Raw genomic sequence first — 14,720 nt, forward strand, 5'->3', positions numbered from 1 at the left:
GGCCGCCGCCGCGCCCAGGACCGAGGTGGCGCCGCCCCCGGCTTCGGTCGCCCCGGCGCTGGTGGGGGCGCCGCTGAGGGCGGCGTTGACCTTGGCGACCTGGGCGCGCACGCCGCTCATGACGTGCGGGGGCAGCCAGGAGTCGCTGATGGGGACGTCGCCCAGGGCGTCGAGCACGTCGCCGGGGCCGGGGCGCCGCCGGGCGTCCTTGGTCAGGCAGGCCGCGACGATGCGCTGGAGCGAGGGCGGGACGGCCGACAGGTCGGGCTCGTGCTGGATGATGCGCATGACCATGGTGGGCATGGCGCCCTGGCCGAAGGGGCCCACGCCGCCGGCGGCGAAGACGAGCACGGCGCCGAAGGCGAACATGTCGCTGACCGGGGTCAGGTGCTCGCCCTGGATCTGCTCGGGCGACATGAACCCGGGGGTACCGATGATGGACTGGGTGGCCGCGGTACCTTCGGCGGCGCGGGCGATGCCGAAGTCGATGACGCGGGGGCCGTCCTCGGCCAGCAGGACGTTGCCGGGCTTGAGGTCGCGGTGGATGAGGCCGACCCGGTGGATCTCGGTGAGGGCTTCGGCCAGGCCCGCCGCCAGGACGCGCAGGGTGGGCTCGGGCAGGCCGCCGTGGTCGCGCACGGCGTCGTCGAGGGGCAGCGACGGCACGTAGGAGGTGACCAGCCAGGGGACGTCGCCGTCGGGGTCGGCGTCGATGACCGGGGCGGTGAAGGCCCCGCTCACCTGGCGGGCGGCGGTGACCTCGCGGGAGAAGCGCTCCCGGAAGGAGGAGTCGGTGGCCAGGTGCGGGTGGATCCGCTTGACGGCGACGGCGCGCCCGCCGGCGGAGCGGCCGAAGTACACCTGACCCATGCCTCCGGCGCCCAGCCGCCCGATCAGCCGGTACCGGCCGATCCTGTCCGGGTCGCCGTGCTCCAGTGGGCCCACGTCTGAACCTCCGCATTCGCCGCCGTGTCGTGGAATCCCTGCGATCGTAGCCACATCCGGGCGTACCGGGCGCAGCGTGGGCGTCTCCGGGATCGTCTGCCAGGGAGACGCCCAGTCTAGGTGGTGGGATGACACGAATCGTGCCGGTCGGGTGCGGTCCCTGGTCTCCCGCGCCAGGGTTTCGTCGCCGTCGGCCGGCCGGGCGGCCGGATCAGGGGCGGGCGGGCGGCACGCCGGGGGGACACCCGGGCGTCGCCGTTGCCGCCGCCGCCTCATACGCTGCCCCTATGCCGCAACAGTTCCTCCCTCCCGAGCAGTGGTTCGCGTCGCTGCCCACCGCCTACCTGGCCGCCTTCGGGCTGATCACCGACGAGTCCGGCCGGGTGCTGCTGGTCGACCCCAACTACCGCGAGCACTGGACGCTGCCCGGCGGGATCGTGGAGGAGGGCGAGGCCCCGCACCTGGCCTGCCGGCGGGAGGTCGCCGAGGAGGTCGGGCTGGAGCGGACCCCGGGCGCGCTGCTGGCGTTGCAGTGGAGCGCGCCGCGGGGGCAGCGGCCCAAGCCGTTCTGCTCGTTCGTGTTCGACTGCGGGAGCGTCCACTCCGGCGTCGCGATCACCTTGCAGGAGGAGGAGCTCGACGGCTACGCCTTCGTCGAGCCCGACGCGGCGGTGGGGATGCTCCACCCGGCGCTGTCGCCGCGGCTGTCGGGGGCCCTGCGCGCCCGCGAGGAGGGCGGGACGGTCTACGTGGCCTGAGCCGGCGCCCCGGGAGACGTTGGTGCCGCCTGAGGCCGGAGCCGGCGGTGGTCAGCGTGCGCGCAGCGCCTCGACTGCGGTGTGGGCGGCCCGGCCCATGGCGAGGTCGACGTCGATGCGCCGGGTCTCCAGCGACCGGGTGGCGGCGAAGACCGCGATCGCGTACCGGCCGCCGTCGGGGAACTCGGCGACGCCGGCCTCCATGTGCAGCCCCGGCAGCGTGCCGGTCTTGGCCGCGATGCGCACCCCGGGCGGAAAGCCGGAGGCCAGCCGGGTCCAGAGGATCTGGCTGGCCATATGGGCGCGCACAGTGGCGCAGGCCGCGGCCGGGCCCGCCTCGTCGCGCCAGACCATGGCGAGCAGGCGGGTGATGTCGCGGGGGGTGGCGGAGGTGGCGGCCTCGGGGTCGAGCACGCGCAGGGAGCGGACCCGGTCCTCGCCCAGGGTGGGGTAGATCCGGGCGAAGTCGGCGTCGTCGCGGGCGCCGACATCGGCGAGCATGGACTCCAGCTGCTCCCGCGGCCCGCCGACCACGCGGGTGTCCTTCAGCCCGAGCTCGGTGGCGAGCGACCGCACGGCGTCGAGACCGACCCGGCGCAGCAGCAGGTCGGCGGCCGTGGTGTCGCTGACCGACATGGCGGAGTGGGCGAGGTCGCGCAGCGACATCTCGACGTCGTCGGCGAAGCCCGCGGTCTCCCATCCGTCCAGCCGGTCGGCGGCGCCGACCACGACGCGCTCGGTGGGGTCGATCCGCCCGGCCTCGGCCCGGCGGCAGAACTCCAGGACCGTCAGGATCTGCGCGATCGACGCGATGACCACGCGCTCGTCGGCCCTCCAGGCGATCTCGCCGTCGCCGGGGTCCTTGCGGTCCAGGTCGGCCACGTGGAGCCAGGCGTCCATGCCCACTCGGGCGAAGTCATCGGCGATGCGTTCCTCGGTGGTCACCGGCACACGGTACTCGGTCGGCCGCCGGCCGGAGCATGTGCGGTCGCCTCCCCGTCGCGGCCGTGCGCCCGTCACGGGCCCCTCCCGAGGGCGGAGGCCCCTCCCCACCGGCGCCGGGCCCGTCGCGGGCGGATCGGGCGCCTGCGGGCGGGTTGCGCGCGGTGGGGGACCAACGTCCCGATTCCGCGATGCCACCGAAGGTCGCGGTGGCGTGGCGGAGCGTGCGCGTGCGCATCGGCCCTGCGGCTCCTGCCCGCCCGGAACGGCCGGGGCCGGTCCGATGGCCGCGGGGCGCGGGGGCCGGAGGGGCGGACCGGTGGACGCAGGGGGACACGGACCGCCAGAAACAAGGACCAAAGACCCGAACGTGTACCGGTGTGACACACGGTCCATTCCAGGCCGCGGAATCCCCCGCGCGGCATCCCGTCGCGGGTTTCGGACACGACGGCGAATCGGGTCCCATCACGCGCTACGCGGTGCGGCCGCGGGCCGCCACCCCGCGCCCCCTGATCTCTCACCACGCCGGTGACGTGCGGTGACCCGCCGGACGGCGCGGCCGCCGGCCGCCGGGCGCGGGCCCCGCGCCGCCCCGGCCGGGCGGCCGGGCCGGCGCCGCGCACCGGCTCCGCGGGGCCGCCACGGCGCCCGGAACGCCGTCGGGGAAGGTGCTTCCCGGACCTTTGACCGCACGGAACCGGCGTCGTATGGTCATCGCTCGAACCGGCGATCATCCACCGCGTTCGCTCCGCGCTCCCCCCACGCCCCACACGAGGAGTCCGTCCATGGCGAACCCTGCGTCGACCATCTACGACCGCATCGGCGGCCACGAGGCCATCGAGGCCGTTGTCGACGACTTCTACGTCCGCGTCCTGGCCGACGAGCACCTGGCGGGCTTCTTCACCGGCACGAACATGTCGCGCCTCAAGGGCCGCCAGGCCGAGTTCTTCTCCGCGGCCCTGGGCGGGCCGGTCACCTACACCGGCCGCGGCATGAAGGAGGTCCACGCGGGGCTGAACATCGGTCGGGAGCACTTCGAGCTCGTCGCCGCCCATCTCACCGACGCCCTCCTGAAGGCCGGGGTGCCCGAAGACACCACGGGCGAGATCATCGCCGCCATCGCGCCGCTGGCCGGGGACATCGTCACCCGTCCCGGCGGCCCCGCGAACTGAGCCGACCGCGCCGCGCTCCCATCCGGAGGCCGGCGGTTCCGGCCCCGGGCCACCGCGCGGGGCCTTCGGGCCGCCTGCGCCTCCCAGGGCCTCCGGGCGCCGCGCACCCGTTGTGACAGGTCCGATTCCACCGCAGACGCGCCACCGTTCCGGGACGCCGCGGGCGATCGCGGTCGCCACCGGCCCCGGCGGGGCGATGAGGACACGAGCATGCGCTTGAAGACCGCGCCGTACCGCCGCCGGGAAGGATCCCGAGCGTGGACGTGACGCGCCTGAAAACCAGCTGGCAGCAGGTCGCCCAGTACGGGGACGAAGTCCCGCTGTTCTTCTACTCGTCGCTGTTCCTGACCCACCCCGAAGTGCGCTCACTGTTCCCGGTGAGCATGGCCCACCAGCGCGACCGCCTGGTCGGCGCCCTCGGCCGCATCGTCTCCGAGGTCGACCGGGTCGACGAGCTGGTCCCCTTCCTCCAGCACCTCGGGCGCGACCACCGCAAGTTCGCGGTCCTCGCCGAGCACTACCCGGCGGTCGGCGAGGCCCTGCTGCACACGCTGTCCCACTTCCTCGGGACGCGCTGGACCCCCGACCTCGCCGACGACTGGACCGACGCCTACGGCCTGGTCGCCAAGGTGATGACCGAGGCCGCCGACACCGCGGCCAAGGACACCCCGCCCTGGTGGGACGCGACCATCGTCTCGCACGACCGGCGGGCGCCCGACCTGGCGGTCATGACCATCGAGCCGCACCAGCGCCTGGGCTTCCGCCCCGGCCAGAGCCTGGCGGTCGAGACCCCGCTGCGCCCCAACCTGTGGCGCTACTACACGCCCGCCAACGCACCGCGCGTCAACGACACCATCGACCTGCACGTGCGGGTGGTGGGCGGCGGCCCGGTGAGCACCACCCTGGTCCAGGGGGTGCGGGTGGGCGACCCCCTGCGGCTGGGCCCGCCGGTGGGCGAGCGCCTCACCCTCAACGGGCACGACGACGCCGTGCTGATCGCGGGGGGCACCGGGCTCGCCCCCTTCAAGGCCATCATCGACCAGGTCCGGACCGAGGGAGGGGACCGCCGCGTGTACCTGTTCGCCGGCGGCCCCACGGTGCGCTCCCTCTACGACCTGCGCGCCCTGCGTGCACTGTCCGAGGCGCACCCGTGGCTGCGGGTCATCCCCTGCGTCTCGCGCGAGGCCGCCTCGGACGGCATCGAAGGCGGCGACGCCGTCGACGTGGCCCTGCGCCACGGGCCCTGGCGCAGCGAGTCCGTCTACGTCTGCGGCTCCCCGGACATGGTGGCCGGATCCGTGCACCGCCTCGCCGAGCACGGCCTGCCGCGCGAGCGCGTCCACGTCGAGGAGTTCACCACGAGCACCACATCAACCGGAGGCATCTCGTGACTGCACGCGAGGACACGGGGGCGCTGCGGCGCTCCCAGCCACGGCTCAGTCCCGAACGCGTGCGCAACCAGGATTTCTCGCGTGCGTCGCTGGGCAGGCGCGGCTACGACGAGCAGGAAGTGCGGATGTTCATCGGGCGCGTGGCCGAGGACATCGCGGCCGGCGACGCCGAGCGGATGAGCCTGCGGTCGGAGATCGAACGGCTGCGCCAGCGCTTCCGCGAACAGCAGTCCGCGCCCCCCGAGCCGCGGCCGAGCGGGCCGCCGGCCGACGCCGTCAACCTGCTGTCGGCCGCCCAGCAGCAGGCCGACGCCTATGTGGCCCAGGCACAGGAGTACTGCCGCCAGCTGACCGAGCACGCGCGGCGGCAGGCCGAGGACATCATGGCCGAGGCCCGTTCCCAGGCCGAGGCGGCCGCCGAGGCCGCGGTCAGAGAGTACCGCGCCGGAGCCGCCGGTGCGGGGGCGCGGCACAGCGCCGACCTGGAGGAGATCGAGCGCCGGGTGGCGTGGCTCCAGTCGTTCTCCCGCGCGGTGCAGATCCAGATGCAGGCCGCCAGCGACGCGTTCTCGCGCGAGATCATCCGGCTCGGCGACCTGTCCAACGGCGGCCTGGAGAACCTGCGCTCCGACCCGGCGGCCCCGCAAGCGGCCGATCCCTCGGCGAACGCGCCGCGGGTGACCGGGACCCCGCCCCCGGACGCCATCCGCCGCGCCGCCGAACGGCCCGGCCCCGAACGTCCCGAGCAGAGGGGCTGACGACCCGACGACTACCCTGCGTGGGGATTGGTGACGGTCCGTGGCGTATACCCGGGTCCGGGGCTGTTATGCGAAGGGGGGGCAAAAGCTCCCCCATCGCTTGGTTGCAGGGTTGGCGCAAGCGGGCACGTCCCGTAGTGTCGAAAACGTTGTGCAGCAGGTCCGACAGCGTGGCCTCAAACGCCATCACATGCGTCCCTGCGATCACCGCCGGATGCGTTGTTCATCCGCCGGCAGATCTCAAGCCCGGCCGCCCGGCACGACCGCGGGGGCCGGTCCGCACCAGGGCATGTGATCGGCGGTCCCACTCCGTAGAAGCAGGGAACGTCACGATGCGCTCATCGAGCACGCTCCGCAACCGGAAAGAGACCGCACCCCCGCTTCCGCGGCGTCCATCGCGAAGCGGCAGATCAGACGAGGCGTACTACGCCTCGACCCGCGAGCTCTTCGACGAGCTCGCCCGCACCGAGAAAGGCGACCCCCGGCACGAGGAGATCTACCGTGCCCTGGTCGACCTGCACTCTCCGGTGATCCGGCGCATCGCGCGCCGGTACCGCAACCGCGGGGAGCCCGAGGAGGACCTCCGTCAAGTCGTCACCGTCGGCCTGGTCCAGGCCATCCGGGACTTCGATCCCGACTACGGCAAGGAGTTCATCTCCTACGCCCTGCCGATGATGACCGGCGAGGTGAAGCGGCACTTCCGCGACCGCACGTGGGCCATCCGCGTACCGCGCAAGCACCAGGAGAAGCGGCCGGAGCTCAACCGGGTGACCTCGACGTTCGCCCAGGAGCACGGCCGGTCTCCGACGGTCGCCGAGATCGCGGAACTGCTGGAGATGACCGTCGACGAGACACTGGAGCTCATCGACGCCTCGGCCGCCTACAGCGCGCTCTCGCTCGACGTGCCCTTCGGGGCCGACGAGGAGGAGAAGACGCTCGGCGATACGCTCGGCGAGGAGGACCATGCGCTGGAGAGCGTCGCGGACCGCGCGTCGCTGCGCCCGGCACTGGCCACGCTCTCGCCGCGCGACCGCAAGATCGTCCTGCTCCGGTTCGCCGGGAACAAGACGCAGGCGCAGATCGCCGAGATCGTCGGGCTGTCGCAGATGCACGTCTCACGCACCCTGGCGGCATCGCTGGCGAAGCTGCGGGCGCAGCTCGTACCCGACATGTAGCCGGTACACCGGCACGGCACACCATGGGCCGGGGCAGGGGGGCAGGGCCGGAGGGCAGGGCCGGAGCGCGGGGCCGGGACGCGACCGTCGTCCCGGTCCGGGGTGCGCTACAGCAGGCTGCCCCAGTTGGCCCGGAAGGCGTGGGCGATCGCCACGATGACGGCGAGCGCCCACACGGTGAGGGCCACGGTGTGGTTGCGCGCCAGCGCGTCCAGCGGTCGGCGCAGCCCGGCCGGCACGCGGATGTGGCCGGCGCGCAGGTTGTGCAGGGTGACGTACCAGAACACCGGGACGGTCACCGCCCACACCGCCATGCAGTAGGGGCACAGCGCCCCGATCCGGTAGAGGCTCTGGTAGATGAGCCAGTGCACGAACCCGGCGCCGAAGACGGTCCCGGCCTGCAACCCGAGCCAGAACCAGCGCCGGAAGGCGCCTCCGGCCAGCAGCGCCGTGCCCACGGTGGCCACGATCGCGAAGCAGGCCACCCCGATCACGGGGTTGGGGATGCCGAACGCGGCCGCCTGAGGGGTGTCCATCACCGTGCCGCAGGAGAGCACGGGGTTGATGCTGCACGCGGGGACGTGGCCGGGGTTCTCCAGCACCCGGATCTTCTCGACGAGCAGGGCGCCGGCGGCGGCCAGGCCGATCGCGCCCCCGATGGTCAGCAGCCAGGGCAGCGCCCTGCTGATGACCGGCACACCGGCGCCGGGCGTCGTCGTGTCGGGTGTCGTCGCGTCGGGCGGGGGCGTGACGGCGGCGGGCGGGGTCACGACAGCTCCCGGTCGATCATCGACGACAGCGTCGCGTAGGAGGGCATCGGGTCGGTCTGGCGGCCGTTGACGAAGATGGTGGGGGTGCCCTGCACGCCCAGCGCCCGGCCGTCCTCGAAGTCGGCCCGGACCCGGTCGAGGGTCGCCGGGTCGGCCACGTCCTCGGCGAATTGCTCGGTGTCGAGGCCCAGGTCTTCGGCGAAGCCCGCGAACTCCGCGGCCTTGGACTCGTCGGACTCGCCCCACTCCTCCTGGGTCTCGTACATCTTGATGTACATCGCCTCCAGCTCGCCCTGCCGCGCGGCGGCCTCCACCGCGGTGGCGGCGGTCTCGGAGTTGGTGTGGCCGGGCATGGGGAAGTAGCGGATGACGAGGTTGATCCGCCCGTCGTAGTCCTCGCGGAGCCGCTCCATGACGGGGAACTGGGCGAGGCACGCCTCGCATTCGAAGTCGAGGAACTCCACCACGGTCACCTCCGCGTCGGGCGCTTCGGTGAGGTGGTGGCTGTCCTCGCGCACCAGCAGCTCCTCGGGGGCGGTGGAGGCGGGGGCCGCGCCGGCCCCGGCCGCGTCACCGGGCGGGGCGGACCGCCCGGCCAGCACGATGAAGGCGCCGAGGACGAGGGCCGAGGTCGCGATGAGCGCCAGGGTGATGGCGAGGTTCTTGGTCATGGTGCATCCAGATCAGACGGGCCGGGCGCGGAGGCCACGGCCGGAGGGGACTCGCGGCACACGAAGGGGGCGCCGCGCGGAAGGGGTGGACCGGATCGGAGCGCACGGCACATGGCGGGCGGCGCTCCCGCTCGGTGCGGCCTAGACCCTCTGGATGCAGAGCGAGGTGAGCAGCCGGGCCCCACTGGGCCGCGCCCCGGCATCGGCCACCGGCCGCCCGAAATGCAGCGGCGGGGCGTCCCAGGCCGTGACCGCAAGGACCGCAGGGGCCAATAGCAGTGGCGCCACCCCGTCCCCGGCCCGGGGCACGACAGCCGATCCCCCGACGTCACAGGCGGCCGCGGTGTCGCGATCCCCATGCCCGGATGCGTGCGGAGTCCCAGCCTGATCGAAATCCGCGGCAAAGGTGGCCGTGGCCGAGCGTCCGGAGTCCGCCGCGGACGCAGTCGGGATCGTGGTGTGGCAGATCGCGCAGAGGAGGTACGCCACGACCGCCACGCACAGCACGACCACGCGCGGAAGGCCGCGCGTGGTGGTGCTGATCGGTCGGCTCACCTCTACAGGCCGTCGACCTCGGTCAGGAAGGCGCGCCACTCCGACGCGGAGAACGACAGCGTCACATCGTCCCGGTAGAACGTGTCGCGGACGTCCGCGCCGCACTGCGCCTGACGGACTTCCACACAGTTGGAGCCATTGAGGCTGTAGCTGCTCGTATGCCAGGTGGTCATGAGAGGGTCCCTAGCGCTTCCAGTGAGTGCGTGACCGGCAGTGACTCCGCCATTGCGGACGTGTACAGCGCCGTGATCCGATCGTGCGTATCGGGTTGGTGCACAACGTTACCGTCAGCGTGATCGCTGACGACCGCGAGCTCCCCGGATCGCAGCGTGAAGATCATCAAGGGTGACGACGGAACCAAAAGGGTCGTCCCCTCCGGGACCAAGTGAAGGATCACGCGGTCGGTCGCGACCCAAGCTCGAAGATGCTCGACCTGCCTGGCGCGGACCTTGTCAGGGAGACCCGCCACCGCAGAGATAGGGAACACGGCGGTCACCTGCAATTCTTCAAGCTCCGTCAGGCGCTCGCATCGAAGCGCGACCAGCTTCTCCAGCTCCGCCGGAGGGACGAGCGGTTGTCCCGCACGGAACACGAGCCTTGCGTACTCCGGACACTGGAGATAGCCGGGAACCAGGGACGGAGTGACGATCGAGAGCTGCCACGCGGCTCGTTCGATGGAGTCAAAATCACGTGCCCACTCCCAAAGAACGGCACCCTTAGTGGATCGTCGCCACGCTGCCATGAGTTCCCCATGGGCCTCAAGAGCAGCGTCCAAGCGCTCCGCGTTATCCCGTTTCGGCAGCAGCCCACCCTTTTCCCACCTGTTCACGCTGGACGCCGCGGCACCGCTCCGGGATGCAAGTTGAAGCTGTGTCAGCCCCGCCAATTCTCGGAACCGAGTGAGGGCTTCAGAGAAGAGAGTCGAAGTCATTCCCGCATGCTAGTCGAGGAATTCCATGATCGTGCGTGAAATTCCAAAATTCGATCGATCACTGTGGATTCGCTGAGGTCGTCGCCACCCTGGCTGTGGGCGACCCGCCGAAATCGGCCCGGCGCCCCGAACACGCCGCCCCGGCGTCACCGACACGCACGGAGCGGCTGGAAGGGTGGACCGTCACGTGATCTCCAACGTCCAGCAGATCACCATGCCCGAACTCCGCGAGTGGGCGGCGGAACGCGGCGTCGAGATCGTCGAACTCGATTCCCCGGACCTCTGCGGCAACCGGATCTTCTCCGCCACCCACCAGCACGAGACGCGCATCGCGAAAGTGCCCGCGAATGAAGCACCGGCGGTGCGCGCCGCGTGGAATGAGCGCCTTTATCGGGAACTATCCGCGATGTCTGATATCGAACTACGCAGATACATCTTCCGCCGGTCCGTCTACCGATACCCCGGCCCGCAGACCTAGTCACCGCGTCATTCCCTCGTCAATGGGTTTGATCGCCGCTGCACGGATCATGGTGGCGGTGTGGGCGGTCCGCGCCCCCTCGACTATCGACGAGGAGTACCGCATGCCCCGCAGACGTCCTTCGGTGCAGGCACCCGGCTTTCCCGCGTGGGCGGCTCCCCGCATGGGTTCGCTGAGCGAGCTGGACGCGGTGGTGGCCACCTGCCGGGCGTGCCCGCGCCTGGTGGCGTGGCGGGAGGAGACGGCCCGGGTCAAACGCAGGGCGTTCCGGGACTGGGAGTACTGGGCGCGGCCGGTGCCCGGGTTCGGCCCGGCGGACGCGTCGCTGGCGGTCGTCGGGCTGGCGCCGGCCGCGCACGGCGGCAACCGCACGGGACGCGCCTTCACCGGCGACCCGGCCGGTGATGCCCTGTACGCCGCCCTGTTCGATGCCAGGCTGGCCTCCCAGCCACAGGCCACGCACCGCGACGACGGGATGGTGCTGTACGGGGTTCGGATCACCGCGCCGGTGCACTGCGCTCCCCCGGACAACCGGCCCACCACGGCCGAACGCGACACCTGCCGTCCGTGGCTCGCCCGCGAGCTGGAGCTGCTGGGCCCGACCCTGCGGGCGGTCATGGTCCTCGGCGCATTCGCCTGGCAGGCGCTGCTGCCCGTGCTGGCCGACGCCGGCTGGCGGCTGCCCAGGCCGCGCCCGGCCTTCGGGCACGGCGCCGAAGCGCTGGCCGCCGATCCGCAGGGCGAGCGCGACGTGTGCCTGATCGGCAGCTACCACCCCAGCCAGCGCAACATGTCCACGCACACCCTCACCCCCGCCATGCTCCGCGACGTGGTGCGCCGCGCCGCCGAGGTCGCGGAGCTGCCGGTCCGCCCCTGAGAGCGCCGCCGCCGATCCCCTCCTCGTCGCCTCTGCCCGGGGCAGATCTCCGCAGGGCAGAAACCGTGGCCCGCACCCCGCCGGCGGACGCAGGGTGGAGTCACCGGCCGCGGCGGACGGGCGTCCGCCGCCAGGGGGCCGGGCGAGGAGGAAGAGATGCTCTCGGAAGTTCGGGGAATGGCCGCGGAGACCGCCGCGGCCGCGTCCCTCGATGATCAGATCGCGTCGCGGCTGCTGCACGGCCGCACCGTCGTCTTGGGCACCCAGGTCGACGACGCCGTGGCCAACCGCATCAGCGGCCAGATGCTGCTGCTCGCCGAAGAGGACCCCAAGCGCGACATCCTGCTGCTCATCAACAGCCCGGGCGGGTCCATCACCGCCGGCATGGCGATCTACGACACCATGCGGTTCATCCCCAACGACGTGGCCACCCTGGTCATGGGGTCGGCGTACAGCATGGGCCAGTTCCTGCTGTGCGTGGGCACCCACGGCAAGCGCTACAGCCTGCCCAACGCCCGGATCATGATGCACCAGCCCTCCGGCGGGCTCCAGGGCACCGCCGCCGACATCGCGATCCAGGCGGAGAACCTCGACTACACCAAGAAGACGATGCAGCGCCTGATCGCCGAGCACACCGGGCAGAGCGTGCAGACGGTCGCCGAGGACCAGCGCCGCGACCGGTGGTTCACGGCGGAGCAGGCCAAGGAGTACGGGTTCGTCGACAAGGTGGTCCAGAGCGCCGCCGACATCGGCGGGGAGGCCGCCCGCCGGTTCGGGTTCGGCCGGCCCGACGGGGGCCTGGGGCTGCGCGGAGCAGGGAAGGGGACGGCGGAATGAGCGGGACCTACACGGTGCCGACCGTGGTCGAGCGGCGGCCGGACGGGGAGCGCGCCTTCGACGTGTTCAGCCGGCTGCTGTCGGAGCGGATCATCTTCATCGGCACGAGCATCGACGACGGCGTCGCCAACGTGGTCATGGCGCAGCTGCTGCACCTGGACCACGAGAGCTCCGACACCGACATCCAGCTCTACATCAACTCGCCGGGCGGCTCGACCACGGCGCTGACCGCCATCTACGACACCATGCAGTTCGTCAAGGCGGACGTGGCCACCGTGTGCATGGGCCAGGCCGCGTCGGCGGCGGCGGTCCTGCTGGCCGCGGGCGCGCCGGGCAAGCGGGCGATGCTCCCGCACGCGCGGGTGCTGCTGCACCAGCCCTACACGGAGGCCCGCGGCGAGACCGCGGACCTGGAGATCGAGGCGGCGGAGATCATGCGGGTCCGCGCCCAGATCGAGGAGATCCTGTCCCTGCACACCGGCCAGAGCACGGAGCGGCTGCGCGAGGACACCGACCGCGACAAGATCTTCACCGCCCAGCAGGCAAAGGAGTACGGCCTGGTCGACGGCTTCGTCACCTCCCGGCTGCCGGCCGCCCGGGCGTCCTGACCACCGATCCGGGCTCGTGGCGTGTGCGGGGCGGTCCGTCCATCGGGCCGCCCCGCACACGGGCCGACGGTCGTTGGCGCGCGGCCGCACGGGGCACCGCCCGCCGGACGGACACGGCCGGGACGTGCCGCTGGTCAGGCGGCGAGCATGAGGGCCTGCGGACCGCCGAAGGAGCGCGACGCGGCGGGCCCGGGCGCGGCCATGGGGGCCGGCGCAACGGGGGCCATCTCCAGGTGGAGGCAGTCGAGCAGGTCGATCAGGCGCAGGCCTAGGGCGCGGTGGATCGCCGCGAGCACCTCGGAGGAGGGCTCCTTGCGGCCGCGCTCGATCTCCGACAGGTAGGGCAGCGACACCTGGGCGGCGTCGGCGACGTCGCGCAGGGTCCGGCCCTGCTCCAGGCGGATCCGGCGCAGCGCGGCACCGACGAGGTCGCGCATCAGCGGGTCGCCGGCGGCGCCGTGGTCCGGCTGCGGCGCGCGGGGGACGGGGCGCAGGACGGGCTCGTCGGGGACGGCTCTCAGGACGGGCTCGTGCATGTCTTCCTCCGCTGCCGGTCGGCGGTGCCGATGGTCGTATCCACCTTCACCGTAATGCGGGACGGCCACCGCCACCATGCGCAGGCGGCGCATTCTGCGCCCGGCATAATGCCCGCCGATCACCGGTGTGCGGAGGTACCGGCCCTCTCCGGCAACGCCACCGCTTAGCGGCGCCGGCCCCTGCCACGGTGACGCCACCACCCCGTTCGGGGCCGACGGCGACCGGGTCACACCCCCTTGGCCGCGGTGGGCTCTTCCGCCGCCGTCGCCTCCTCCTGCTCCTGCTCTTGCTCCTGCTTCTCCTTCTCTTTCCGGTTCGCCGCCGCGCGGGTCTCGGGGCTGCGTCGGGGGGCAGGGGGGCCGTGGCGCTCCAGGAGGACGCGCTCGTAGCGCTCCTCGGTCTGGCGGGCGATGAGCGGCCAGGTGTAGCGGGCCATCGCGCGGTCGGCGGCGGCGATGCCGTAGCTCTCCTTGAGCACCGGGTCGGCCAGCAGGGTCCGCAGCCAGAACGCGAGCGCGCGCGGGTCGTCGGGCGGAACGAGGCGGCCGGTGACGTCCTGGATCATGGTGTCGCGGTGCCCGCCGACGTTGGAGGCGATGACCGGGACGCCGCAGGCCATGGCCTCCACGGTGGCCATGCCGAACGGCGTGTACCAGGGCACGTTGACGAGCAGGTCGGCCGAGCGCAGCAGCGCCGGGACCTCGGCGCGGGCGATCCTGCCGACGAACCGCACGCGGTCGGCCACGCCCGCCCGGTCGGCGACGCCGCGCAGCCGCGCCACGTCGGGGTCGCGGTCCAGGTCAGCGGCCGGCGGGCCGCCCGCGATGACGAGGTCGGTGTCGTAGACGATGGGCATCGCCCGGATGACGGTGTCGATGCCTCCACGCGGGCCCAGGCCGCCGAGGCAGAGGATGCGGGCCTGGTCGCCGCGGGCCGCGGCGGGGCCGTCGGGGCGGAACAGGCCGGTGTCGATGCCGAGGGGAACGACCTCGATCCGGTCGCCGGGCACCCCCCACGATCTCAGCTCACGGCGCTCCTCGACCGAGGTGGCGATCACGCGCGCGCAGGCGAGCGCGATGGTGCGCTCGGCCTCGGCGCGCTCCGCCGACGGTGCCTCGGCGCCGGTGTCGGGGCGGCGCCCGGCCGACGCCAGGGTGTGGAAGGTCTGCACGAACGGGATGCCGGTGTCGGCGGTGCCGCGCAGGGCCGCCATGCCGCTGGTCCAGGAGTGCGCGTGGACGATGTCGGGCCGTTCGCGGGCCAGGTCGTCGGCGAGCCACTCACCGAAGGCGGGCACGTGCTCGGCCAGCCCGTC

The 14,720-nt window shown here is 72.8% G+C and carries 16 protein-coding genes and 1 pseudogene; 9 read left to right on the forward strand and 8 right to left on the reverse strand.

From position 1 onward, the window contains the following. Nucleotides 1-231: 231 nt before the first annotated feature. Nucleotides 232-1,221, reverse strand: a pseudogene (locus ACFOVU_RS07645) (serine/threonine-protein kinase); the annotation flags it as partial. 11 nt (nucleotides 1,222-1,232) lie between these two features. Here ACFOVU_RS07645 and ACFOVU_RS07650 point away from each other — a divergent pair. Next, nucleotides 1,233-1,703: an NUDIX domain-containing protein gene (locus ACFOVU_RS07650; protein ID WP_378531260.1), complete on the forward strand. Its 471-nt coding sequence runs from the start codon at nucleotides 1,233-1,235 to the stop codon at nucleotides 1,701-1,703. 51 nt (nucleotides 1,704-1,754) lie between these two features. Here the strand turns inward: ACFOVU_RS07650 and ACFOVU_RS07655 are convergent, their stop codons facing one another. Next, entirely contained in the window at nucleotides 1,755-2,648 is an 894-nt protein-coding gene (locus ACFOVU_RS07655; RefSeq protein ID WP_378531262.1) for a serine hydrolase, read from the reverse strand. 782 nt (nucleotides 2,649-3,430) lie between these two features. On the opposite strand from ACFOVU_RS07655, the gene ACFOVU_RS07660 reads away from it, so the two are divergent. From ACFOVU_RS07660 to ACFOVU_RS07675, 4 genes are all read left to right on the forward strand, one after another. Continuing rightward, complete coding sequence (locus ACFOVU_RS07660) at nucleotides 3,431-3,817, forward strand: group I truncated hemoglobin (RefSeq protein ID WP_378531264.1); 387 nt, start codon at nucleotides 3,431-3,433, stop codon at nucleotides 3,815-3,817. Between the two features lie 257 nt (nucleotides 3,818-4,074). Next, nucleotides 4,075-5,208, forward strand: a complete 1,134-nt coding sequence (locus tag ACFOVU_RS07665) for a globin domain-containing protein (protein ID WP_378531266.1) — start codon at nucleotides 4,075-4,077, stop codon at nucleotides 5,206-5,208. Then, the gene (locus ACFOVU_RS07670) at nucleotides 5,205-5,966 is read left to right on the forward strand and encodes a DivIVA domain-containing protein (protein WP_378531268.1); all 762 of its coding nucleotides are present in this window, start codon (nucleotides 5,205-5,207) and stop codon (nucleotides 5,964-5,966) included. Before ACFOVU_RS07665 ends, ACFOVU_RS07670 begins: the two co-directional genes overlap by 4 nt. A gap of 332 nt (nucleotides 5,967-6,298) precedes the next feature. Then, on the forward strand, nucleotides 6,299-7,141 hold the full coding sequence (locus ACFOVU_RS07675) for a SigB/SigF/SigG family RNA polymerase sigma factor (RefSeq protein WP_378531270.1): 843 nt from the start codon (nucleotides 6,299-6,301) through the stop codon (nucleotides 7,139-7,141). Nucleotides 7,142-7,248: 107 nt separating this feature from the next. Here ACFOVU_RS07675 and ACFOVU_RS07680 read toward each other — a convergent pair whose 3' ends face one another. The 4 genes from ACFOVU_RS07680 to ACFOVU_RS07695 all read right to left on the reverse strand — a co-directional run bounded on the left by ACFOVU_RS07680 (nucleotide 7,249) and on the right by ACFOVU_RS07695 (nucleotide 10,068). After that, complete coding sequence (locus tag ACFOVU_RS07680) at nucleotides 7,249-7,911, reverse strand: vitamin K epoxide reductase family protein (protein WP_378531272.1); 663 nt, start codon at nucleotides 7,909-7,911, stop codon at nucleotides 7,249-7,251. Continuing rightward, on the reverse strand, nucleotides 7,908-8,582 hold the full coding sequence (locus ACFOVU_RS07685) for a DsbA family protein (RefSeq protein ID WP_378531274.1): 675 nt from the start codon (nucleotides 8,580-8,582) through the stop codon (nucleotides 7,908-7,910). The genes ACFOVU_RS07680 and ACFOVU_RS07685 overlap by 4 nt, the downstream gene beginning before the upstream one ends. Nucleotides 8,583-9,139: 557 nt before the next feature. After that, complete coding sequence (locus tag ACFOVU_RS07690) at nucleotides 9,140-9,310, reverse strand: DUF397 domain-containing protein (RefSeq protein ID WP_378531276.1); 171 nt, start codon at nucleotides 9,308-9,310, stop codon at nucleotides 9,140-9,142. After that, a complete protein-coding gene (locus tag ACFOVU_RS07695; RefSeq protein ID WP_378531278.1) occupies nucleotides 9,307-10,068 on the reverse strand; it encodes a helix-turn-helix domain-containing protein in 762 nt (253 codons plus the stop codon). Before ACFOVU_RS07695 ends, ACFOVU_RS07690 begins: the two co-directional genes overlap by 4 nt. Nucleotides 10,069-10,255: 187 nt before the next feature. On the opposite strand from ACFOVU_RS07695, the gene ACFOVU_RS07700 reads away from it, so the two are divergent. The 4 genes from ACFOVU_RS07700 to ACFOVU_RS07715 all read left to right on the forward strand — a co-directional run bounded on the left by ACFOVU_RS07700 (nucleotide 10,256) and on the right by ACFOVU_RS07715 (nucleotide 12,868). Then, nucleotides 10,256-10,546: a hypothetical protein gene (locus ACFOVU_RS07700; protein ID WP_378531280.1), complete on the forward strand. Its 291-nt coding sequence runs from the start codon at nucleotides 10,256-10,258 to the stop codon at nucleotides 10,544-10,546. Nucleotides 10,547-10,568: 22 nt separating this feature from the next. Further along, complete coding sequence (locus tag ACFOVU_RS07705) at nucleotides 10,569-11,423, forward strand: uracil-DNA glycosylase (protein ID WP_378531282.1); 855 nt, start codon at nucleotides 10,569-10,571, stop codon at nucleotides 11,421-11,423. Nucleotides 11,424-11,600: 177 nt separating this feature from the next. Further along, nucleotides 11,601-12,260 carry a ClpP family protease gene (locus ACFOVU_RS07710; protein ID WP_378531284.1) on the forward strand — a complete coding sequence of 220 codons (660 nt, stop codon included), beginning with the start codon at nucleotides 11,601-11,603 and terminating at the stop codon, nucleotides 12,258-12,260. After that, a complete protein-coding gene (locus ACFOVU_RS07715; protein WP_378531286.1) occupies nucleotides 12,257-12,868 on the forward strand; it encodes an ATP-dependent Clp protease proteolytic subunit in 612 nt (203 codons plus the stop codon). The genes ACFOVU_RS07710 and ACFOVU_RS07715 overlap by 4 nt, the downstream gene beginning before the upstream one ends. A 134-nt stretch (nucleotides 12,869-13,002) precedes the next feature. On the opposite strand, the gene ACFOVU_RS07720 is transcribed toward ACFOVU_RS07715, so the two are convergent. Both ACFOVU_RS07720 and ACFOVU_RS07725 read right to left on the reverse strand, forming a co-directional pair. Continuing rightward, nucleotides 13,003-13,404, reverse strand: a complete 402-nt coding sequence (locus ACFOVU_RS07720) for a helix-turn-helix domain-containing protein (RefSeq protein WP_378531288.1) — start codon at nucleotides 13,402-13,404, stop codon at nucleotides 13,003-13,005. Between the two features lie 227 nt (nucleotides 13,405-13,631). Then, nucleotides 13,632-14,720: glycosyltransferase (locus ACFOVU_RS07725; RefSeq protein WP_378531290.1), on the reverse strand; the 1,089-nt coding region annotated here is incomplete at its 5' end.

It is taken from the genome of Nocardiopsis sediminis, assembly GCF_042650565.1.
Lineage (GTDB): Bacteria > Actinomycetota > Actinomycetes > Streptosporangiales > Streptosporangiaceae > Nocardiopsis_B > Nocardiopsis_B sediminis.

What these genes read in the sequence shown, in the direction of transcription:
- ACFOVU_RS07650 (WP_378531260.1), top strand. Translation starts at nt 1,233, where the DNA reads ATGCCGCAACAGTTCCTCCCTCCCGAGCAGTGGTTCGCGTCGCTGCCC.
- ACFOVU_RS07660 (WP_378531264.1), top strand. Translation starts at nt 3,431, where the DNA reads ATGGCGAACCCTGCGTCGACCATCTACGACCGCATCGGCGGCCACGAG.
- ACFOVU_RS07675 (WP_378531270.1), top strand. Translation starts at nt 6,299, where the DNA reads ATGCGCTCATCGAGCACGCTCCGCAACCGGAAAGAGACCGCACCCCCG.
- ACFOVU_RS07685 (WP_378531274.1), bottom strand. Translation starts at nt 8,582, where the DNA reads ATGACCAAGAACCTCGCCATCACCCTGGCGCTCATCGCGACCTCGGCC.
- ACFOVU_RS07690 (WP_378531276.1), bottom strand. Translation starts at nt 9,310, where the DNA reads ATGACCACCTGGCATACGAGCAGCTACAGCCTCAATGGCTCCAACTGT.
- ACFOVU_RS07695 (WP_378531278.1), bottom strand. Translation starts at nt 10,068, where the DNA reads ATGACTTCGACTCTCTTCTCTGAAGCCCTCACTCGGTTCCGAGAATTG.
- ACFOVU_RS07705 (WP_378531282.1), top strand. Translation starts at nt 10,569, where the DNA reads ATGGGTTTGATCGCCGCTGCACGGATCATGGTGGCGGTGTGGGCGGTC.
- ACFOVU_RS07710 (WP_378531284.1), top strand. Translation starts at nt 11,601, where the DNA reads ATGGCCGCGGAGACCGCCGCGGCCGCGTCCCTCGATGATCAGATCGCG.
- ACFOVU_RS07715 (WP_378531286.1), top strand. Translation starts at nt 12,257, where the DNA reads ATGAGCGGGACCTACACGGTGCCGACCGTGGTCGAGCGGCGGCCGGAC.
- ACFOVU_RS07720 (WP_378531288.1), bottom strand. Translation starts at nt 13,404, where the DNA reads ATGCACGAGCCCGTCCTGAGAGCCGTCCCCGACGAGCCCGTCCTGCGC.